Annotated in this window: 18 protein-coding genes; 7 read left to right on the top strand and 11 right to left on the bottom strand. The window is 64.5% G+C overall.

What is annotated here, in order from left to right; translation table 11 throughout:
• Window positions 1-11: 11 nt before the first annotated feature.
• The 5 genes from gyrB to EP165_RS03480 all read right to left on the bottom strand — a co-directional run bounded on the left by gyrB (window position 12) and on the right by EP165_RS03480 (window position 9,107).
• The gene (gyrB, locus tag EP165_RS03500; protein WP_127520153.1) at window positions 12-2,486 is read right to left on the bottom strand and encodes a DNA topoisomerase (ATP-hydrolyzing) subunit B; all 2,475 of its coding nucleotides are present in this window, start codon (window positions 2,484-2,486) and stop codon (window positions 12-14) included.
• Between the two features lie 182 nt (window positions 2,487-2,668).
• Window positions 2,669-5,887 carry a caspase family protein gene (locus tag EP165_RS03495; protein WP_164742943.1) on the bottom strand — a complete coding sequence of 1,073 codons (3,219 nt, stop codon included), beginning with the start codon at window positions 5,885-5,887 and terminating at the stop codon, window positions 2,669-2,671.
• 82 nt (window positions 5,888-5,969) lie between these two features.
• On the bottom strand, window positions 5,970-7,034 hold the full coding sequence (locus EP165_RS03490; RefSeq protein WP_127520151.1) for an ABC transporter substrate-binding protein: 1,065 nt from the start codon (window positions 7,032-7,034) through the stop codon (window positions 5,970-5,972).
• Window positions 7,031-8,440 carry a sensor histidine kinase gene (locus EP165_RS03485; protein ID WP_127520150.1) on the bottom strand — a complete coding sequence of 470 codons (1,410 nt, stop codon included), beginning with the start codon at window positions 8,438-8,440 and terminating at the stop codon, window positions 7,031-7,033. Before EP165_RS03485 ends, EP165_RS03490 begins: the two co-directional genes overlap by 4 nt.
• A complete protein-coding gene (locus EP165_RS03480) occupies window positions 8,424-9,107 on the bottom strand; it encodes a response regulator transcription factor (protein ID WP_127520149.1) in 684 nt (227 codons plus the stop codon). The genes EP165_RS03485 and EP165_RS03480 overlap by 17 nt, the downstream gene beginning before the upstream one ends.
• A gap of 94 nt (window positions 9,108-9,201) precedes the next feature.
• Between EP165_RS03480 and EP165_RS03475 the strand changes: the two genes are divergently transcribed.
• The 6 genes from EP165_RS03475 (at window position 9,202) to EP165_RS03450 (ending at window position 14,845) form a co-directional block, all read left to right on the top strand.
• A complete protein-coding gene (locus EP165_RS03475; RefSeq protein WP_127520148.1) occupies window positions 9,202-10,182 on the top strand; it encodes a Bug family tripartite tricarboxylate transporter substrate binding protein in 981 nt (326 codons plus the stop codon).
• Window positions 10,183-10,256: 74 nt separating this feature from the next.
• Window positions 10,257-10,688 carry a tripartite tricarboxylate transporter TctB family protein gene (locus EP165_RS03470; protein ID WP_127520147.1) on the top strand — a complete coding sequence of 144 codons (432 nt, stop codon included), beginning with the start codon at window positions 10,257-10,259 and terminating at the stop codon, window positions 10,686-10,688.
• A 2-nt stretch (window positions 10,689-10,690) separates the two neighbouring features.
• Window positions 10,691-12,229, top strand: coding sequence for a tripartite tricarboxylate transporter permease (locus tag EP165_RS03465; RefSeq protein WP_127520146.1), 1,539 nt, complete (start codon window positions 10,691-10,693; stop codon window positions 12,227-12,229).
• 68 nt (window positions 12,230-12,297) lie between these two features.
• On the top strand, window positions 12,298-13,671 hold the full coding sequence (locus EP165_RS03460) for a cytochrome P450 (protein WP_127520145.1): 1,374 nt from the start codon (window positions 12,298-12,300) through the stop codon (window positions 13,669-13,671).
• Window positions 13,672-13,725: 54 nt separating this feature from the next.
• A complete protein-coding gene (locus EP165_RS03455) occupies window positions 13,726-14,112 on the top strand; it encodes an antitoxin Xre/MbcA/ParS toxin-binding domain-containing protein (protein ID WP_127520144.1) in 387 nt (128 codons plus the stop codon).
• Complete coding sequence (locus tag EP165_RS03450) at window positions 14,072-14,845, top strand: RES family NAD+ phosphorylase (RefSeq protein ID WP_127520143.1); 774 nt, start codon at window positions 14,072-14,074, stop codon at window positions 14,843-14,845. The genes EP165_RS03455 and EP165_RS03450 overlap by 41 nt, the downstream gene beginning before the upstream one ends.
• Here EP165_RS03450 and EP165_RS03445 read toward each other — a convergent pair.
• From EP165_RS03445 to rsmI, 6 genes are all read right to left on the bottom strand, one after another.
• Entirely contained in the window at window positions 14,842-16,101 is a 1,260-nt protein-coding gene (locus tag EP165_RS03445) for a D-amino acid dehydrogenase (protein WP_127520142.1), read from the bottom strand. The two genes, EP165_RS03450 and EP165_RS03445, sit on opposite strands and share 4 nt — an antisense overlap.
• Window positions 16,102-16,198: 97 nt before the next feature.
• The gene (locus EP165_RS03440) at window positions 16,199-16,738 is read right to left on the bottom strand and encodes a GreA/GreB family elongation factor (RefSeq protein ID WP_127520141.1); all 540 of its coding nucleotides are present in this window, start codon (window positions 16,736-16,738) and stop codon (window positions 16,199-16,201) included.
• A gap of 149 nt (window positions 16,739-16,887) precedes the next feature.
• On the bottom strand, window positions 16,888-17,337 hold the full coding sequence (rnk, locus tag EP165_RS03435) for a nucleoside diphosphate kinase regulator (protein WP_127520140.1): 450 nt from the start codon (window positions 17,335-17,337) through the stop codon (window positions 16,888-16,890).
• Window positions 17,338-17,646: 309 nt separating this feature from the next.
• Entirely contained in the window at window positions 17,647-19,257 is a 1,611-nt protein-coding gene (locus EP165_RS03430; protein ID WP_127520139.1) for a GMC family oxidoreductase, read from the bottom strand.
• An 8-nt stretch (window positions 19,258-19,265) separates the two neighbouring features.
• On the bottom strand, window positions 19,266-19,637 hold the full coding sequence (locus EP165_RS03425) for a YraN family protein (protein ID WP_127520138.1): 372 nt from the start codon (window positions 19,635-19,637) through the stop codon (window positions 19,266-19,268).
• The gene (rsmI, locus tag EP165_RS03420; RefSeq protein ID WP_127520137.1) at window positions 19,621-20,538 is read right to left on the bottom strand and encodes a 16S rRNA (cytidine(1402)-2'-O)-methyltransferase; all 918 of its coding nucleotides are present in this window, start codon (window positions 20,536-20,538) and stop codon (window positions 19,621-19,623) included. Before rsmI ends, EP165_RS03425 begins: the two co-directional genes overlap by 17 nt.
• Window positions 20,539-20,652: 114 nt before the next feature.
• Between rsmI and EP165_RS03415 the strand changes: the two genes are divergently transcribed.
• Window positions 20,653-21,552 carry a YHYH protein gene (locus EP165_RS03415; protein WP_164742942.1) on the top strand — a complete coding sequence of 300 codons (900 nt, stop codon included), beginning with the start codon at window positions 20,653-20,655 and terminating at the stop codon, window positions 21,550-21,552.
• Window positions 21,553-21,559: the final 7 nt, after the last annotated feature.

Genomic DNA, 21,559 nt, shown 5'->3' with positions numbered 1-21,559 from the left:
ACTAGCGTCGCTCACACATCCAGATTCGCCACTGACAGCGCATTGTCCTGGATGAATTCGCGGCGCGGTTCCACCTCGTCGCCCATCAGGCGGGAGAAGAGCGAGTCGGCGTCGGTTGCGTCGGTGACCTTCACCTGCAGCAGCGAGCGCGCCTCCGGGTCGAGCGTGGTTTCCCACAGCTGCTCGGCGTTCATTTCGCCCAGGCCCTTGTAGCGCTGCATGGTGAGGCCCTTGCGGCCGGTGGCGAAGATCGCGTCGAGCAGCGCCAGCGGGCCGGCAATCACCTGGCTGGTGTCGCGGCGGCGCAGCGTCGGCTGGCGTGTGTAGACACCCTGCAGCTTGCCGGCATAACGGTCGAGCGCGCGCGCATCCGCCGAGCCGATCAGCGAGGCGTCGAGCACGATCGTCTCTTTCACGCCGCGCACGGTGCGTTCGAAAATATAGCCGCCGGTGCCGTCATTGGCAGGGTTGAGCCGGCCTTCCCAGCCGCGCTCGGTCTCTTCCGAGATCATGTCGAGACGCCGCGCGACATAGTCGGCCGCCTCCTGCGACTGCGCCGGATCGGCAAGCACGGCGGCACTCATCGCGCCGGCAATCGCCGCCTGCTCGACCACCGCATGGTCGTAGCGCGAATGGAGCCCGTGAATGAGCGTGCGGACCGCAAGCGCGTCGTCGATCACGGCGCGCAGGTCTTCGCCCGCCCGCACTTCGCCATCTGCGAGTTCGAGCGAGGCTTCCTCGAGACCGGAGCCGATGAGGAACTCCTCGAAGGCGCGCTCGTCCTTCACATACTGCACCGACTTGCCGCGCGTGACTTTGTAGAGCGGCGGCTGGGCGATGTAGAGATGCCCCTTCTCGATGAGGTCGGGCATCTGGCGGAAGAAGAAGGTCAGGAGCAGCGTGCGGATATGGGCGCCGTCGACATCGGCGTCCGTCATGATGATGATCTTGTGGTAGCGCAGCTTCTCGAGGTTGAACTCGTCCTTGCCGATGCCGGTGCCGAGCGCGGTGATCAGCGTGCCGATCATGTCGGAGGAGAGCATGCGGTCGAAGCGCGCGCGCTCGACATTGAGGATCTTGCCCCTGAGCGGCAGGATCGCCTGGTTCTTGCGGCTGCGGCCGGACTTGGCCGAGCCGCCGGCGCTATCGCCCTCGACGATGAAGATTTCAGACTTGGCGGGGTCGCGCTCCTGGCAGTCGGCCAGCTTGCCGGGCAGCGAGGTGATGTCGAGCGCGCCCTTGCGGCGCGTCAGCTCACGCGCCTTGCGGGCGGCTTCGCGTGCGGCGGCGGCTTCCACCACCTTGCCGACGAGGATCTTGGCTTCGCCGGGATGCTCTTCCAGCCACTCGGCCAGCGTTTCGTTGACCAGGCCTTCCACCACGGGGCGGACTTCCGACGAGACCAGCTTGTCCTTGGTCTGGGAGGAGAATTTCGGGTCGGGCACCTTTACGGAAAGCACCGCGGTCAGCCCTTCGCGGCAATCGTCGCCGGTGAGCGAGACCTTCTCCTTCTTGGTCAGGCCGGCCTTGTCGGCATAGCCGGTGACCTGGCGGGTCAGCGCGCCGCGGAAGCCGGCAAGATGCGTGCCGCCGTCGCGTTGCGGAATGTTGTTGGTGAAGGCCAGAACATTCTCGTGGTAGCTGTCGTTCCACCACATGGCGACTTCGACGGTGATGCCGTCGCGCTCGCCCGAAATGGCGATCGGCGCGTCGATCAGCGCTTTTTTGGCGCGGTCGAGATAACGCACGAAGGCTTCGAGCCCGCCATCATAATGCAGCTCGACTTTCTTCACGTCGGCATGGCGTGCGTCGGTAAGAACGATGCGCACGCCCGAATTCAGGAATGCGAGCTCGCGCAGACGGTGCTCCAGCGTGGCGAAATCGAATTCGGTCTTGGTGAAGGTGTCGGTCGACGGCAGGAAGGTGATCTCGGTGCCGCTGCGGCCGTCGAATTCGCCCGGCTGTTTGTTTTCGGTGTAGGAGCCGGTAACCGCCAGCGGCGCATCGGCCACGCCGTGCGTGAAGTTGATTTCGTGGGTCTTGCCGCTGCGGCGGATTTTCAGCTTCAGGAACGACGACAGCGCGTTGACCACCGACACGCCGACGCCGTGCAGGCCGCCGGAAACCTTGTAGGAGTTCTGGTCGAACTTACCGCCGGCATGCAGCTGGGTCATGATGACCTCGGCCGCCGAGATGCCTTCGCCCTTGTGAATGTCGGTCGGAATGCCACGGCCATTGTCGATGACCGTCACCGACCCGTCGGCGTTGAGCGTCACCGTGACGAGGTCGGCATGGCCGGCCAGCGCCTCGTCGATGCCGTTATCGACCACCTCGTAGACCATGTGGTGCAGGCCCGAGCCGTCATCGGTGTCGCCGATATACATGCCGGGGCGCTTGCGCACCGCGTCCAGGCCCTTGAGAACCTTGATGGATTCGGCGCCGTAGTCGGCTTCGGCACTGGGCGCGGTGTCGGGCGTTTCGGTCATGAATATCCGTTGCGAGGCGTTTGCGCGGCAGCACGGTCAAAGTGCGGCGAATCGCATTGATTCAGGTCCCCAAGATATAGGGATTCAGGCCCCGTTTTGGAAGGTTTGCCGGCGATTTGGGTGGGGAGGAAATGCCCGCGGCACGGGGCGGCAGCGCAGCGCCGGCGGGATTTGCGCGGCGGCTAGTCGGCGGCAGCGCCGAGCGCGTCGAGTTCCGCCCGCAAAATGTCCGGCATCGAGCGGTCGGCTGGCGCCAGACGACCGGCCTTTTCCATCCTTTCGGCGATGTCGAGCGCGGCGCGGAAATGCTTATGCGGTTCGCCCCCGGCTTTTGCGATCTTGTAATGCGAAATGAGCAGGTCGCGCTGGCGCGCGCCATTGTGCGGGTCGGCGGCCAGAAGCGTTTCGTGAATGGCCAGACTGGCCCGATAATATTTCAGCGCGCTTTCCGGCTTGCCCAGTTCGCGCAGCATGTCGCCGACGACGACCTGGCGAACCGAAAGGCGATGTTGCAGCACGGCCTGTCCGGGGTTTGCGGCGGCCAGGCGTTCGCGGATGGCGAGAGCTTCCTGATAGGCCGCCAGTGCGCCTTCTCGGTCGCCGCGCGCCCTGAGCGCGTCGCCGATCCTGACCTGAACCAGCAAGAGGCTGTTCTGCCAGGCGGCGTTGGCAGGTTCCGCCGATGCCAGGCCTTCGATGATTGCCAGATCGGCGCGGTATGCCGCCAGTGCACCGGCAGCATCGCCCGACCTGCGCCGCGCATCGCCAACCCTCTCGTATGCGATTGCGAGGCCGTGCTGCCAGCCGGAATTGGTGGGATTGGAGGCGACCACCCGCTGGCGAACAGCAAGCGCGGCCTCGTAGATTTTCAACGCTTCGGCGTGGTTTCCGTCCTGGCTGAGCGCATCCCCGATGCTGATATGGACCGACGAAAGGCTGAATTGCAGCTCCATATTGCCGGGATCCGCCGCAACGAGCCGCTCGGCAATCTCTAGTGCGCTCCGATAAGCGCTTATGGCTCCTTCCGGGTCGCGCCGCGCCAGAAGTGCATCGCCGATGCGGTCGTGGCCGCTGGCGATATCCCATTGCCAGAACATGTTGCCGGGATCGACCGCCGCAAGCTGCTGCAGCAGAGCCTGACCTGCACGGAAGGCAGCCAGCGCTCCGTCAAGATCGCCGGTCGCCGACAGCAGATCACCATAACTTACCTGGCCTAGCGCATAATCGCGTTTCCAGGTCGTATTGGTGGGATCGAGCGCGACGAGCCGCGCCTGGGTCGCAAGGCTGTCTCGGTGGGCAGCCAGCGCCTCGGCGTAGTTCGCCATCTTTGCGAACACGTTGCCGATTTCGTTCTGCATCACCGACAGATCGCGCTGCCAGGTCGTGTTCGCGGGGTCAGACGCAACGAGCCGCGACTGCGTATCGAGGCTGGCGCGGTAGGCTGTCAGCGCGTGTGTGAGAAAACCCTGCCTCGCCAGCACATCGCCCATCTTGGCATGACCAAGCGCAAGCCCATGCTGCCAGTCGGTGTTGACCGGGTTTTGGTCCGCCAGCTGCATGGAGATCGCGAGGCTCGCCTCATAGTCGGCAGTTGCACGGCGCAAGTCGCCGAACGTCGCATGAAGATCGCCCATGCGGCTGTGAGTGATTGCGAGTGCACGCTTCCAGTCGGCGTTGCCGGGATCGATTTCGGCCAGCCGCTGGCGAATGGCGAGGCTGGCCCCGTATGAATCGAGTGCTTCGGCGCGGTTACCCTGCTCGGCCAGCACGCGGGCCAGTCTGCTCAGGTTCTCGGAAAGGTCGCCCTGCAGGCTGTAGTTGTCGGGATACGCGGCGGCGAGGCGCTCGCGAATGGCAGTGGCTTCCCGGTAAGCCTCCAGCGCACCGGCGAGATCGCCGCGCGCCAGTAGGAGCGAACCGATCCCGTTGTGGCTTGTCGATAGGTCAAGTCTTGCAGCCGGATTTTCCGGCGAGGCTTCAGCTCTTCGGGTCGCCGCATCGCGCATGCGCTGGAACGCATCGAGCGCCTTCGTCGTATCGCCGACGAGCCTGTAGAGATTGCCGAGTTCCATCAGAAGCAGGTTGCGGTCGCCGCGCGCGCCGTCGGCAACGTCGAGCGCAGCGATCTGCCGGTGAAGCTCGGCGGCATCCTCCAATGCGGCGATCGCAGCTGTATGCGCGAGCGCGGTTCGCGCCACGCCGGCGCGCGCCTGCAGCGAGGCCGCCTGCGACAATGTTCTTTCCAGAAAGGCATTGCCGACGGTGCGCCGAGATTCGTCGTCTATGGCGATGGCGTGCTCAAGTAGATCGCCCGCTTCGGCAAGCGCACCGAGGGACAGGCTGTCCTCGGCCTGAAGCCGCAGCTGTGTCACCTGGGGATCGCTTGACGACAATAGCCGCAGCCTGTTGCGGGTTTCGCCGAAGGCCACGGCCGCTTCCGTCAGCTTGGCGCGCCTGTCGTCGATGGAAAGCCCGACCAGGTCGGATCCGACCAGAGCGCCATAGAGCGGCGCGAGCGGCATGTCGTTTTCCGCCGCGATGCGCTCGACCTCATCGCGCATCTGCGGCGTCACATCCGCCATCGCCAGCAACAGGCGCTCGCGCTCAGGCAGTTCATCGCGTGAGGTCGAGGCAAAGAACGTCTTCGGCAGACCGCTCTCGACATAAGGGAGCTGGCGGCCGCGTGTCCTGTCGTAAACCTCCTGCTGGACAAGCGTCAGAACCGAGCGGATTTCGAGCCCGTCCGTGGCGAGGTATTTGGTCAGTGCCGCGGTGAATGGCGAATTGTCTCCGGTCCCGTCCGCTGCCGTTTCGCCCGGTGCCGCCGCGAATGCGAACAGGACGTTTTCCGAACGCCCCATGCGGCCAAGGCCAGGTTTCACCGACGCCGGCAACTCAGGGGCGGACAACGCGGTTGCTCCGCGCCCTCCGGCATCGCCCGGCGCGCCGAATGGGTCGTCGCGGCAGGCATCGAGCACGATCAGGCCGATCGGCGCAATCTCGGCCACGGTGTCGCGGACCTCCTCAAGCGCCAGCGTGCTTTTTTCCAGCGCTTCGAGCGAGCTTGCGTCGGCATCCACCGGCAACAGTCTGTTGCGCCCGTCGATCTCGACGCCATGACCGGCGAAGAAAACGAGCGCGACGTCGGCCTTCTCCGCGTCGTAGACGAAATCCTCCAGCGCCCGGCGCATGCGCCTCAGGTCGCGGTCGGTTTCGAGGAACACCTCAAAACCAAGCGTCTCCAGTGCGTCCTTCATGGCGATGGCGTCGGAGACTGCATTGTCCAGCGGCCGGATGGTTTCGTAGCCGTCCGCACCCATGACAAGCGCCACACGCCGCTCTGCGTGTGCGCCGCAGCTGCCGATCAGGAGAAAAAACAGAAATCCGACGATAAAGCGCATCAAAAACCCAAGCCCGCGGAACATCTTGCCCGCGAATGCGGCGATGGCAAGTCGGCCGGGCGGCAATTTCGCGGGCCGTGCCTCAGTCGCGGCCGGTCGCCAGCGAGTCCCGCCAAAGCTTCAGAAACTGCCGGCGCTTCATCGCGTCGAGGCCCACCAGAAGCGATGTGCCGAGCGGGATGGGGCGCAGCGACTGGTGGGCGTTTTCAGCCATCCCCGCTACGTCGAGCAGCTGCTCGGCGCCATTGACGGGCGAAAACAGCCGCGCGTCCCGGTCAAGCACGGCACGCCCCTGGGGCGACTGGGTGAACTCCAGAAACTTCAGCGCGTCGCCGCTGTTCGAAGCGCCGACGGGGATAAAGGCGGCACGCGAAAGCACCAGCGCATAGTCGCTCGGCACCACGATTGCCATGTCGGGATACCGTTCGGCCTCCGTCAGCGCATAGGAGCCGAGTACATTGTAGCCGATGGCAAGCCGCCCGTCGGCGACACGGTCGAGCACGTCCGAGGTGCAGCAGAACAGCTGAACCGCGTTGCGGCCCATGCCCTCGATCAGCCGGCCCCAGGTGGAAGACTGCGCGGCATCGAAGGTCGCGAACAGATAGCCGACGCCGGACTGCTCGATATCATAGGTGCCGATCTTGCCGTGGAAACGGTCGGGCTGGCGCAGAAGGTCGGCGAGCGCGATATGGTCGAGCGGCGCTTCCGACGGCGCGATCAGCTTGCGGTTGTAGACAATGACCGCCGGTTCGTAGGTGAGCCCGAACAGCTCGTCGCGCCAGCGTGCGTGGTCGGGCAGGGCGGTAAGCGCGGTGGCTGCGATCTCGCTGGCGCAGCCGTCGTTGACCAGTTTCACCTGCAGGTCCATTGCCGACGAAATGATGAGGTCGTCGGCCCGGCGGTTGCCCGCGCAGGCTTCCCCCGCCTCAACGAATAGCTGCTGGGTTGTTTCCTCGCGGTAAGTAATGGCGATGCCTGGATTTAACACCTGAAAGGCGTCGATCACGGTCCGTATGACACCGATATCGGTGGTGCTGCCGATTACGAGGCGGCTTCCTTCATCGGCGATGGCTGGAAACGAATAGTCTTCCGCCGCGCACACGCAAGGCATGAGGCAGGCGAGCACAGGGACGACGAACCGCATCATTGATCAGCCTTTGTCGGCAAGATGATCGCAGCCTCGAAAGCGCCGCCGGGCAGGTCGGCGAACTCGAGCTTGCCGCCATGCGATTGCGCCACCTCGGCTACGATGGCAAGGCCGAGCCCCGCTCCCGTGCGGGACGCACCGCCGCCGCGGAACCGTTCACCGGCCTGGTCGCGCCTGTCTGCCGGTATGCCGCGGCCGAAATCGCTGACGCTGACCCGGGCAAACCCATCGAGCATGCGCACGTTGATCGAAACCGGCGCCTTGCCGTGCGTCTGCGCGTTGTTGATCAGGTTCTTCACCGCCTCGCGCAGGCTGAACCGGTCGCCGGCAATCAGCACCTCCTCGTCCGGTAGATCGAGTTTCGGCGGCGGCAGGTCGGCATCGCCGAGCCTCTGGCTTTCTTCTTCCGCCTCCATGGCAATGCGCCTGAGATCGAGCAGCTCGCGCGGCTCCGCGTCGGCGCGGTGCGTCACCATGGCATGGCTCAGCAGCTGGTCCGCAAGGCGGCTGACGCCGATCGCACGGTCGAGAATACGCTTGTTGAGCCGCGCCAACCGCTCCGGGTCTTTCTCTTCCGCCGCGATTTCGGCCTGCGCCCGAATGGCGGTGATCGGTGTACGCAATTGATGTGCCGCATCGGCAACGAACGCCTGCACGGAACCTATGCGGCGGTCGAGACGGCGTGTGAACCGGTTGATCGCATCGACAACGGTCTCGATTTCGCGCGGCGTCTCGATCTCGAAGGGCGACAGATCGTTGGGATCGCGCGACAGCAATGCCCGCTCCACCCGCGTCAGCGGCGAAAGGCCATAAAGCACGCCGGCCAGCGCCAGCGCGATGATGGCCAGAGAGGCTGCGCCGACCAGGATCGCTGCCTTGGTCGCAATATCATGCGCAAGCACCGTGCGCTCGCGCATCGTATGCGCAACGACGACCGTGACCAGCCCGCTGACATTGCGCTCCACAAGCTGCCGTCCGGTAACGGCGGCGCGCACCGTCTCGCCCGAATATTGCGTCTCGTAGATTTCGGTGCCGCCATCTTCCGGCACCTCGAGCGCCGGCAGGTCGTCATAACCGGTCAGAGTTGTGCCGTCAGGGCCGATGACGCGATAGAAGACGCGGTCTTCCCGCGCCAGTGCCAGAAGTTCGAAGGCCGAGGCCGGAATGTCGACGACGATGCTGTCGTCGACCACGCCAATGCGCTCGACGATCTGCAGCGACGCACCGGTCAGCAGCCGGTCGAACGCCTCGTTAGCGGCCTGCCAGCCATAACGCCAGGCCGAAAACAGCGCAGCCGTTGCGGCCAGCGCAACGACCAGCGTGACGGCGACGCCGATTCTGAGCGCAAGCGACGGCTTGCGCCGCGCCGGCCGCGCCGTATTCAGGGCCTCAGATGCGGGTGTCATTCGATTTCACGAAAGCCTGATAACCGAGACCGCGCAGGGTACGTATGTCGAGCGAATCGGAGGGGATTTTCTTGCGCAGCCGCGCAACATAGACCTCGACTGCATTGAGCCCGGCTTCCTCGTCGAGGCCGAACAGGCGTGCGTGCAGGTCCTCCTTCGGGATGACGCGCCCGCGCGCATTGAGCAGGATTTCCAGCACCGTCTGCTCGCGCCGCGTGAGTTCGCATGCCGTCCCGCCCACAGTCACTTGCCGGGTCGCGGTGTTGAAACGAATATCGCCGGCCTCAAGCACCGCGTCCGTCTCGCCATGGCGCCGGCGCGCCACCGCACGCACGCGTGCCTCAAGTTCGCGCAGGTCGAACGGTTTAACCAGGTAATCGTCGGCGCCTGAATCGAGCGCGTCGATACGGTCATCCACGCCCATGCGGGCCGACAGCACCAGCACCGGCGTCTCGTTGCCCTGGCGGCGCAGTTCGCGCACGAGGTCGAAGCCGGATCCGTCGGGCAAGTTGATGTCGAGAATAATGAGGTCGAGCGGCTGCACGGCAATCAGCTGCCGCGCCTCGTCCAGCGTACCGGCCTTGTCGCAGACATGGCCGTGGCGGGACAGCCGCGCCGTTATGGCGTCGGCGACGTCGCCAGCATCTTCAACAACAAGCAGCCGCACATTTCCTCCCGCTGACAGCTTCATGACAGCTGGACTGATTATAGGAACTGCCTGAGCGGGCGCGCAATGCGCTCGTCGCTCATGGGAGGAAGATATGAAATTCGCAAAAATAACTGCGGCCGCAGCGGTGGTCGCGGCGTCACTGGCTACGTCGGCTTTTGCCTTCGATCCCGCAAACACCGAATGTATCGCACCTGCTAACCCGGGCGGTGGCTGGGACTTCACCTGCCGCCAGGTCGGCAAGACGTTGCAGGATCTGTCGCTCGTCCCGGGCACCATGCAGGTCGTCAACCTCGCCGGCGGCGGCGGCGGCGTCGCTTACGCCGAGGTCGTCAACAAGCGCAACAACGAGAACAACCTCATCGTTGCGGCATCTTCGGCCACCTCGACGCGCCTCGCGCAGGGCGCATACCCCGGCAACACCATGGATCAGGTTCGCTGGGTCGCTTCGGTTGGCGCCGACTACGGCATCATCGCCGTTGCCAAGGATTCGCCGGTCCAGACGCTCCCCGAGCTGATCGACATGATCAAGGCCGATCCGACCTCCGTGTCGATCGCCGGCGGCTCGGCCGTTGGCGGCTGGGATCACCTCAAGGTGTTGCTCGCAGCCAACAAGGCCGGCATCGATGACGTCCGTGTCATCAAATATGTTGCCTTCGACGGCGGCGGCGAGGCCGTGACGCAGCTGCTCGCTGGTTCCGTGCAGGCCTTCACCGGCGACGCTTCGGAAGCCAAGGGTTTTGTCGACTCCGGCGACATTCGCGTGATCGCGGTGCTTGCACCGGAACGCCTGGAAGGCGACTTCGCGTCCTTCCCGACGGCCAAGGAGCAGGGCATTGACGTGGTTGGCGCCAACTGGCGCGGCTTCTACGCGCCGGGCGGCATGTCCGACGACGCCTACGACTACTGGGTCGAATCCGTCGGCAAGGTCTACGATTCGGCGGAGTGGAAAGAGGTCATGGCACAGAACGGCCTAGCCCCGCTTAACCTGCGCGGCGATGAGTTCCAGGCTTTCGTTGCCGAATCCGTAGCATCCATCACCGACCTTTCGAAGAAGATCGGCATCCTCAAGTAGGATTTCCCTTCGGCCCCCGCAGTTCTTGTGGCAGCGGGGGCCGAATTGTATCTTGGCGTGGGGAGGACACGACAATGAGCGACCGGATATTGGGCGCATGTGCCTTTTTGCTGGGTGTTCTGTACATCTGGCGGGCCACAATCATCGAAGAGAGTTTTTTATCCGACCCCGTTGGACCGAAGGCGTTTCCGCTCATCATCGGCACGGTGGTTTTGCTGTCGGCGGCTTATTTCATCTGGCGTCCAGATACCGAGCCTGAGTGGCCGGCAATCGGCCGGCTGGCGGAGATCGGCTTCGCCGTCGCGGTCATGGTCGGCTACACGATGGCGCTGCCCGAGGCGGGATTTGTCGTGTCCACCGCCGTTGCCGCCGCCTTTCTGGCCTGGCGTCTGGGAGCGCACGCGATTGCGGCTGTTATCGCCGGCATTGTCACCTCGCTCGGCATCTATGTCATGTTCCATCTCGTGCTGGGCCTGTCGCTCGCACGCGGCCCCTGGGGGTTCTGATCATGGAAACGCTTTCCGCTCTCGCAGATGGTTTTGCCGTCGCGCTCACCTGGCAGAATCTCGGCCTGGCTCTGCTCGGCTGCTTTCTCGGCACCGTGTTCGGCGCGCTGCCGGGCCTCGGTCCCTCGAATGGCGTTGCCATTCTCATTCCGCTTGCCTTCACGCTCGGCCTGCCGGCGGCACCGGCGCTGATCCTGCTCACCAGCGTCTATTACGGCGCCATGTATGGCGGCCGAATTTCATCGATCCTGCTCAACATTCCGGGCGACGAGCCGGCGCTGATGACGACGCTCGACGGCCACCCGATGGCCAAACAGGGCATGGCTGGCGAAGCGCTGGCGCTGTCGGGCATCGCTTCGTTTGTCGGTGCGTTCTTCGCCACCTGGGGTCTGGTTTTCCTAGCGCCGCAGCTGGTGAAGGTGGCGCTTCTGTTCGGTCCAGCCGAATATTTTGCCCTGTTCACGCTGGCCTTTGCCACGCTTGGCGGCATCGCCAGCCGCAACCAGGCCAAGGCGGCATTGGCGGCCGCGCTCGGTCTGGGTATCGCGACCATCGGCGTTGACGGACAGACCGGCGTGCCGCGCTTCACATTCGGCGAAGTGCATCTTTATGACGGCATCGATTTCCTGGTGGCGATCGTCGGCCTGTTCGCGCTTTCGGAGGTGTTTGTGTTTCTCGAGCGTCGTGGGACGGCGGCGGAGGCGACTGCGGAATCGATGAAAATCGGGCGTGTGACGCCGCCCATGTCGATGCTCAACAAGACTTGGGGTGCGATGTCGCGCTCGACGGTGCTGGGTTTCATCGCCGGGGTTCTGCCGGGTGCGGGTGCCTCGCTGGGCTCCTTCATCGCCTACACATTCGAGAAGCGCTATTCCGACCGCAAGGGCACTTTCGGCAAGGGCGATCCGCGCGGTGTGGCCGCCCCGGAGGCCGGCAACAACGCCGCCGCCGGCGGCGCGCTGGTGCCGATGCTGGCGCTGGGCGTGCCGGGTTCGGGCACCACGGCCGTGCTTCTGGCCATGCTGCTTGCGCTCAACATCACGCCCGGCCCGCTGCTCTTCCAGTCGAACCCGGATGTCGTCTGGGGCCTGATCGCGGCGCTGTTCATCGGCAACCTCATGCTGCTGGCGATGAACATACCGCTGGTGACGATGTTCGTACGTGTGCTGCTGGTGCCGCCGAAATATCTGATGCCGGCGGTGGCAATGATCTCCTTTGTGGGCATTTACGGCATTTCGGGATCGTCCTTCGATCTGCAGGTGATGATCATCTTCGGCGTGCTCGGCTGGGTGCTGCGCAAGCTGGACGTGCCGCTGGTGCCGGTGATCCTTGGCGTGCTTCTGGGCGACCAGATGGAAAAGAACCTGCGCCGTGCGCTCACCATTTCCGATGGCGACTGGACCGCACTGGTTGCCTCGCCGCTGGCGATCGGGCTTTGGACGCTGGCGATACTGGGCTTCATCGCGCCGCTGATCGTCGGCCGTTATTTCCGGCCGAAGATCGCCGACGAGACCAAGGCGGAAGGCAGCGATCCTGACTAAAACGACGCGGCAGCGCTGACATTTGCTCCGGCCGGCCCTAGATTGACGGGGTCGGCCGGAGACGTTTCATGGACACAAAACCGCAGCCATTCGAGCCGCCGGCGCCAACGCCGCGCACCAGCCCGCCTTCGCTGATCCAGATGATGGGCATCGTCTACAAGAACCCGCTCGAGCTGTGGGGCGAGCCGTCCTACAACCAGCCCTGGATTTCGATCCGCACCGGCGTCGGCGGACCGCTGGTGATCGCCAACGATCCGGGGCTCGTGCGCCATGTGCTGGTGGAGAACGCCGCCAACTACAGGATGGCGCGCGTGCGCCAGAAGATCCTGCGGCCGATCCTGCGCGACGGGCTGCTGACCGCCGAAGGCGATGTGTGGAAGCGCTCGCGAAAGGCAATGGCGCCGGTGTTCACGCCACGCCACATCAACACATTCGCCAGGCCGATGCTGGAGCGCAGCGAGGCTTTTGCCGCGCGCTACGAAGGCGAGGCGGGCAGGGTGGACATGGCGCGCGACATGACCATGCTCACCTACGATATTCTGGCCGAAACGCTGTTCACCAACGAGATCGCGGGCGAACCGGGTTCGTTTGCGCATCACATCGACCGGTTGTTCGAGACGATGGCGCGCGTCGACCCGCTCGATATTCTGGCAGCGCCCGACTGGCTGCCGCGCATCACCCGCATTCGCGGCCGCAAGGTGATGAAGTTCTTCCGCAAAATTGTCTCCGACACCATCGCAATGCGCGAAAGCCGCATGCGTGGCGATCCGGATGCCGTGCCGACCGATTTCCTGACGCTGCTTCTGCGCGCCGAAGGGCCGGACGGCCTGCAGCGCGCCGAGATCGAGGACAATATCATCACCTTCATAGGTGCCGGCCACGAAACGACGGCCCGCGCGCTGGGCTGGACGCTTTATTGCCTGGCCGAAGCGCCCTGGGAACGCGAAGCGGTGGAGGCCGAGATCGACGCTGTCGTGGCGAGCGAGCCCGACCCGTCGAAATGGCTCGAAAAAATGCCGCTCACCCGCGCCGCTTTCGAAGAGGCGATGCGGCTCTACCCGCCCGCACCCTCGATCAACCGCGAAGCAATCGAGGCCGACCGCTACGAGGGGCTGGAAATCGTGAAGGGCGCCCAGGTGCTGATCATGCCCTGGACGATCCACCGCCACCGCAAGCTCTGGGAAAAGCCCAACGCCTTCCTGCCCGAGCGCTTCCAGCCTGGCGCGCGGGAGCAGATGGACCGGTTCCAGTATCTCCCGTTTGGCGCCGGCCCGCGCGTGTGCATAGGCGCCAGCTTCGCCATGCAGGAGGCGATGATCATTCTGGCTGTGCTGATGTCGCGCTACCGTTTCGACACGCTGCCCGAAACCAAACCCTGGCCGGTGCAGAAGCTGACGACGCAGCCGGATGGCGGCCTGCCGATGCGCGTGACGGCGCGGTGAGTTGATTTCACATGAAACATTATCTATATTTTCTTTCATGTGAAAGGAAATGAGATGGCGTTAGCGCAATTGCAGCCAGACGCAGGATCGAGCGACCGTCGCGCGACGGTGTCGAAGGCGATGCTGCGCGCCGCCGACCTGCTCGGCATGTCGGCGAAGGAGCTTTCCGCCGTCATTGGCGTTTCGGAAGCCACGCTGTCGCGGCTGAAGAAAGGCCAGGGCCAGGCAGGGCTGACCGGCAAGCCCTATGAGCTGGCGCTGCTGTTCATCAGGCTCTACCGCTCGCTGGATGCGATCGCCGGCGGCGACGATGCCGTTTCGCGGCGCTGGATGCGGGCTGAAAACACCGCGCTTGGCGGCGCACCGCTTTCACGCATTCGCACCATCGACGGGCTGACCCATGTCCTCGCCTATCTGGACGCCCGCCGCGCTCCGGTCTGAGGCCCGGCCGGCCGCGGGTTCGGGTTGGCGGCTGGTGGAAGCGCAGCACCGCGTTTCCACCATGAAACTCGTCGACACGCTGGAGGAGCAGGCGTTGCTCGAAGAAGAGATCGAGCGCACCAAGCCGCCCGTGCCGTCCGAATGCGCCGGCCTGCACTATCTGCTCGCAACGCCTTTCCGCTGCGGGCGCTACCCGGGCAATTCGCGCTTCCGCCGCGAGGGCTATTCGCCGGGCGTTTTCTACGCCAGCGATGCAGCCGAAACGGCGGTCGCGGAGACGGTATTCTACCGCCTGCTGTTCTTCGCCGAGAGCCCCGATACGCCCTGGCCGCGCAATCCGCTCGAATTCACTGCGTTCGAAGCAGCTTACGCAACGGAGAAGGCCATCGACCTGATGGTGCCGCCCTTCAGTGCCGACGAGGAGCGCTGGACCCATCCGAGCGACTACGCGGCGTGTCTTAGTCTCGCCGATGCCGCGCACGAAGCCGGGCTCGGGATCATTCGTTACCGTTCGGTGCGCGACCCGAAAGGCCGCGCAAATCTGGCTATCTTGCGCTGCACCGTCTTTGCCGCTGGGCAACCCACGGCTTACGATACATGGCGCATCGCTCTTTCGGACAAAGGCGCCACGGCGCTCTGCGACAGATCGGAAATACGGCTCGGATTTGCGCTGGCCGACTTTGCAAGCGACACTCGGATCTCCAGTATAATTAGCCGGCTCCCATCTGCCTAGGGGCGATGGTACCTGCTGAAACTCAGCGCTTGCGGGTCTATGTCGGGTTTCCCGCCGCCGATGATATCGGCAATGACCCGGCCTGATCCGCACGCCATGGTCCATCCAAGAGTGCCGTGGCCGGAATTGATGAAAAGGCCGGGGACGGGTGCTGCGCATACGATGGGCGGCCCGTCCGGCGTCATGGGCCGCAGTCCGCACCAATAGGTCGCCTGGGACAAATCTCCGCTGCCCGGGAACAGTTGCGAAAAGGAATGCTCAAGTGCGGCCCTGCGCGCGGGACCGAGTGTACGGTCGAAACCGGTCAGCTCCGCGGTGCCGCCGACGCGAATTCTGTCGCCAAGCCGGGTGATCGCCGTTTTGTATGTTTCGTCCATGACGGTGGATACGGGCGCGGCGCCTTCTTCGCGGATCGGGATAGTCAGTGAATATCCCTTGACCGGGTAGATGGGCAGCTTGACGCCTACGGTTCTGGCCACTGCGGGGCTCCCGCTGCCCAGGGCCACCACGCAGGCGTCAGCGCTATGCGTGCCGCGCGAGGTGACCGCGCCCGTAACCGTGCTGCCTTGTCGCTGGAAGCGGAGGAACTGTGTGTCGTAGGTAAAGCGGACCCCTTTGGCGGCCGCCATATCGGCAAGCCGCGCCGAGAACAGCTGGCAGTCGCCGGTCTCGTCTCCAGGCAGGCGCAGGCCGCCGACGAATTCGGTAGATGCATTGGCCAATCCGGGTTCGGCGGCGATACAGCCTTCGCGGTCCAGAACTTCATAGTCGACGCCAAATTCGCGCAGAACGTCGACATCCTTCGAGACGTCGTCGAGCTGCCGCTGCGTGCGAAAGAGCTGCAGCGTGCCAAGGCTGCGCTCGTCGTAGGAAATGCCGGTCTCGGCGCGCAGATCGCGCAGGCAGTCGCGGCTGTACTCGGCGAGCGGCACCATACGGGCCTTGTTGAGGGCATACCGGCTGGAGGTACAGTTGCGCAGCATACGCAACATCCACGTCCACATGGCCGGATCGAGCTTCGGGCGTACGACCAGCGGGCCATGGCGCATCGTCAGCCATTTCATCGCCTTCAGCGGAACGCCCGGCCCGGCCCACGGCGAGGCATAGCCGGGCGAAATCTGGCCGGCATTGGCAAAGCTGGTCTGGGTGGCCGGCCCCTCGCTTTGCTCGATCACTTCGACTTCGTGCCCGGCCTGCGCGAGATAGTAGGCGGTCGTGACGCCGATGACCCCGCCCCCCAGTACCAATACCTTCATGATGATCTTTCCGATTGCTGATTCCGGTACTGCCGGGCAAATCCGCCCGGCCTTGCAGCGGCGCGGCGGCAAACCCGCCGCGCCGCTGGCGTTATGGTCATGCCGCTGTCGGGCCCGGACCGCCGAACCCGTCGGGCCCGGCACCGGGCGAGGGCTTCAAATCCCTGGTTGCGTCATGGACAAGAGTAAGTTTTGGCCTACGGAATGCTTGCGCGGCCAGAGCTTCGGACGTCCGCTCGCGTTTCGCCGCCTCCGGCTGGTATCGTACTTTTTGCAGCGCAATACGCTCTTGCACGCCGTGGTTGCCTGGCAGAACGATTTCCTGCCCTTCGCCTAGCCCAAGCAGCGCCAGCCCGCGTAGTGAGTTGATCGGCAGGTACATGCCGACAGGCGCATGTTGCATCTGGTCGTGTGACAGGATCCGCGTATCGGGATCGTTGTCGCCGGCGCGGAATGTGACCCGGCTGTTCAGCGTGGCAACGTTTTCGGGAATGTCGTCACTGAACACGACCGTTGCGCATTCGAGCTTCCTGTCCAGCAGGGGTGCGAGAGGATCGTCGCGCCCCAGGCAGCGTTCGCGCATCACCTCAAGTATCGTGAAGTCCTTGGTCGTCAGCATGCATATGTCGTCTGTCATCGCAGTTCTCCATCGCTCCGTCCCGGCAGGGCGGTTGCGTTGAAACAAAAAGGAGAAATCCCCTGGCCGCGCTTGGCGGCGCAGGGGCTACGATCCTGCGATCAGGCAGCCTCCGAACAGCGAGAGGCGGCTGGGTGGGGGAAGGCCCATCACGGCGCGGCCTCCAATTCGGCCGTGGTCTCCGATGGCGGCGTTTGCCGTGGCGTTTCCACGCTTTCGACGGTCAGCCGATGAACCCGGCCGTCGCGCGAAGCCCAGTCGATCGACTGTCCGGCAGACAATCCAATCAGGGCCGCTCCGATGGGCGTGAGAATCGAGACTTTTCCTTCCGCGATATCTGCCTCGGCGGGGAAGACCAGCGTCACGGTCCGGTCTTCGCCGAGGTCGCTTGTGAACCGCAGCGTGGACCCCATGCGCACGAAATCGGTGCGGCTGTGGTCGTCCTTGACCACGCGCGCCCGGTCGAGCTCCTCCATGAGCACTTCGGCGACGTCGTGGTTTCGGCTGGAATAGGATTGCGCCAGCCGAAACAGCCGCTCGTGGTCGCTGCGGGTGAGGGTAATGGCGGGCTTGCGCCCATTCTTGTTTTCAGAAGCCATGTTTCGAGCCTCCTGGCGATAAATGTACTCGCGGGACGCATCGTCGGCGTCTCTGCGATCTGTGTCTGGTGGTTGATTGCCGCTTTGGAGATCAGGCTACATTACGCAGGAATGCGAGCCTGTCTGATGCCCCGCGGCCGGGGCGCGACGCGACCGGGCCGGGGGTCAGGTGCCCGCGATAGGGCACACCCTGCAGAAAGTGAAGCGGCGGTGGTCGATCATATACATGAGCGACATGTTGTGGCTCCGGCACAAGAAGTCAAGCACCGATGGCCGGCCGCACATGCAATGCGGGGGCGGCGAAAGCGCTCAGCCGGCGTTTCGGATCAGGTCAGCTGCCTTTTCCGCGATCATGATCGTTGGCGCATTGGTGTTGCCGCCGACAAGCGTCGGCATGATCGAGGCGTCGGCGACGCGCAGCCCCTTGATGCCGCGGACGCGCAATTGCGGATCGACCACGGCATCGCTGCCGGTGCCCATGCGGCAGGTGCCGACCGGGTGGTAGATCGTGTCGGCGCGGGCACGGATGTGCTCCATCAGTTCGGCGTCGGTCTCTTCCCCTGTGAGGTAGAGCTGCTGGTCGCGGTACGGTGCAAGCGCCGGGGCGCTCAGAATATCGCGCGTGATCTTGGCGCCCTTCAGAAGCAATTCCGCGTCACGTTTGTCGGACAGGAACCGCGGGTCGATGCGGGGCGCCGATCGGGGATTTGCGTCTTGCAGGCCGACTTCGCCGCGCGAAAAAGGGCGCAGCACGCAGACATGGCAGGAATAGCCGTGCCCCATGTGCAGTTTGCGCGAATGGTCGTCCACAAGCGCAATGACGAAATGAAGCTGCAGGTCGGGCCGCTTGAGCGCCGGGTCGGATTTCAGGAACGCCCCGGCTTCGGCATAGGGCGTAGTCAGTAGCCCGGTGCCGTCGCGTCGCCATTGCTGCGTGGCTTTGGCCAGCGCCAGCGTGCCTTGCGGGCTGATGCCGATCATGTCGCGGTCTTTCGACTTCCACAGATGAATGAAGTCGAGATGGTCCTGCAGGTTGCGCCCCACGCCTGGCAGTTCATGCGCAAGCGGCACGCCATGCGCGGCAAGCTCCACCGCGGGGCCGATACCGGACAGAAGCAGCAATTGCGGCGAGCCGAACGCGCCGCCGCACAGAATGATCTCGCGCTTCGCCTCGGCCCTGTGTTCCTTGCCGCCTTTCAGGTATCGCAGCGCCACCGCGCGCTTGCGTTTGAGTTCCACCTTGCTGGCATGCGCGCCGGTGATGACGGTGAGGTTGGGCCGCTCCATCTGCGGGTGCAGATAGGCCGCTGCCGCCGAACAGCGCTCGCCGCGCTTTGCGCCATCGAAGAACTGCGTGACTTGATAAAGCCCCGCACCCTCCTGGCTTGGACCGTTGAAATCCTTGTTGAGCCTGACCTGGCTCTGTTCGCAGGCCTCGAGAAACGCATGCGTGACAGGCCTCGGCTCCTGCTGGTCTCCAACCTGCAGCGGCCCTTCGCCGCCATGCAGCTTGTCTTCGCCGTGCTGGTTGCGTTCGGCCTTGCGGAAATAGGGCAGCACGCTTTTCCAGTCCCAGCCTTCGCAGCCGAGATTGGCCCATTCGTCGTAATCGGACGGATGCCCGCGCACATAGAGCATGGCGTTGATCGTACTTGAGCCGCCGAGCGCACGCCCGCGCGGCTGGTAGCCGCGTCGCCCGTTGAGCCCGGCCTGCGGTTCGGTCTGGAAAGCCCAGTTGCCGCCCTTCAGATAACCCGGCAGCAGCGCGGCCGCTCCCGCCGGCATGCGGATGACGGCGCTTGTGCCGTCGCCGCCGGCTTCGACCAGACAGACCGAAACCGCGGGATCTTCCGAAAGGCGGGCGGCCAGCACGGAGCCGGCCGAACCGCCGCCGGCGATGACGTAGTCATAGGTGGCCATGAAACCTCCTAGTCGCGTCCCTGAAACAGGTTCGGAACATGAACTGGCCAGCGGCGCGGCAATATGGCGACGAGATCGAAACGAACCGACAGTTTGGCATAATCCGAGCGCCTTGAGAGCCACAAATCGGCGGCAGCCTCGATGCGCCGTTCCGCACTGTAGGTCACCGCCTCCATCGCGGCCAGAAGAGTGGGCCGGGCCTTTACTTCGACCATGATGACCAGATTGCCGCGCCGCGCGATAAGGTCGATCTCCCCCGCAGGCGTGCGGTAGCGCCTTGCCAGAATGCGGAAGCCCTTGAGCGAAAGCGCCAGTGCGGCGAACCATTCGCCGCGATGTCCGCGCCGGTAGGCGGCGAGCTTTTCAGGCCTGTTGGCCATCGTCTCTGAGCGCGAGCAGGCGGCGGTAAAGGTCGCCTTTTCGGCCGCCGGTCATGCGCGCCGCTTCCGCAGCTGCCTTGGCGGCCGGCATCTCGGCGGCGAGCGAAAGCAGCACCTTGTCGATGTCGTCCTGGCTCCGTGCTTCGGTCCCCGCCGCCGGCGGGCCTACGCAAATGACGATCTCGCCCTTTGGCGCACCGGCGCTTTCATAGTGCGCGGCAAGTTCGGAGATGGAGCCGCGCCGGATTTCCTCAAACGCCTTTGTAAGCTCGCGGCAGACGGCAGCGGGGCGGCCTGCGAAAACCTCCGCCATCGCAGCGAGCGATGCTGCGAGCCGGCGCGGCGATTCCAGAAAGATCAGACTTCCCGGGATGGTTGTCATTTCAGTAAGTATCGACTTACGTTGTCCATTCTTTACAGGAAGAAAGCCGGCAAAGAAGAATGCGTCTGTAGGCAGGCCGGATGCCGCAAGCGCGGCCAATAGCGACGATGGACCTGGAACGGGGACAACCTTGATGCCGGCATTCACAGCGGCATCCACAAGGCGAAAGCCGGGATCGGAAATCAACGGGGTGCCGGCGTCCGAGACCAGCGCGACGCTTTTGCCGGCCTCGAGTTCGGCAATGAGGCGCGGTCCGGCATCCGCGGCGTTGTGTTCGTGATAGGCGGTCGTCCTGCGGCGGATGCCGTAGCGCTCCAGAAGCACCCGCGTCACGCGCGTATCTTCGCAGGCAAGCACGTCCGAGGCAGCCAGCACCTCGAGCGCCCGCAAAGTAACGTCGCCCAGATTGCCGATCGGCGTGGCGACCAGATAGAGCGCGGGCTCCAGCTGCTTTGCGCGCATTGGCGCCTGGCCGATCATGAAGCCGCGGCCGGGCTCTGGGTTGGATGCCGGTTTCATGGCCGAACTTATGGCATGCGCACATTGGCCGGCAAAGCCGCGTTCTTGATCCGTGGGACGCCGGATGCGAAAAAGACCGGGAGGGGGTCCTTCAGGGCAAGAGAGGGACAAAGAATGTTGAAATCGACGCTGAGATTTGCTGCGGGTGCCGTCGCGGCGGCGGTCTTTGCAGGGATGGCCTGTGGAGGCGCGTCCGCGCATGAGGTGGATCTGAAACGGCTTCCGGTGGGCGATGATTACGTTACCGACAGCGGCGCCAGGGTCGGCTGGGCATGGGCGTGCCGGGTCGATCCCACGGCGGGCGGCGCGTACAAGCAGGGCCCGTGGTTCAACGGCGACGGCACCTATGACCTGACCGCCAAGGCGATCGTGCCCGGCAACGTTTCCTGGAACCCGAAATTCGCGATTGAAAAGCGCGGCAGCGACCGCGTGTTCTCAACCAACGATTTGCCCAATCACGGCACAGGCGTTTACCCGGTCGACCGGAATTCTGAAGCCTACAAATACGACCGCAACCCGAACAGCATCGAAGAACAGAGCATCTCTTTCACGCTGCCGGCAGAGCCGAAAATCGGCCAGCCCAAATGTCTGCCAGGCGCGGTGGGAATTCTGCTTTCGGGTACGGTGCTGTTCAGCCCACTCGACGAACCCGGCCGCGACGCGGTCGCCTGGGAAACGCAGGACAAATGCCAGGGCCACCCGCAGCGCACGGGCGTCTATCACTACCACAGTGTTTCCACTTGCGTTGATACCGAGACCCAGTCTGACGGGCACTCGGCTTTGGTTGGCTACGCGATCGACGGTTTCGGCATTTTCGGCCGCAAGGATGTTGGCGGCGAGGCGCTGAGTTCGTCCGATCTCGACGAGTGTCACGGCCACACGCATGAAGTCGATTGGGACGGCCGCCGGGTGGAGATGTACCACTATCACGCGACCTGGGACTTCCCCTACACGCTGGGCTGCCTGCGTGGCGATTACGACCGCTCCATGGGCCGTCTGCTGGGCGGCGGCTGACGCAGGG

The organism is Mesorhizobium sp. Z1-4, assembly GCF_004000235.1.
GTDB lineage: Bacteria > Pseudomonadota > Alphaproteobacteria > Rhizobiales > Rhizobiaceae > RCIO01.
This window is presented reverse-complemented; position numbering and strand designations above follow the sequence as displayed.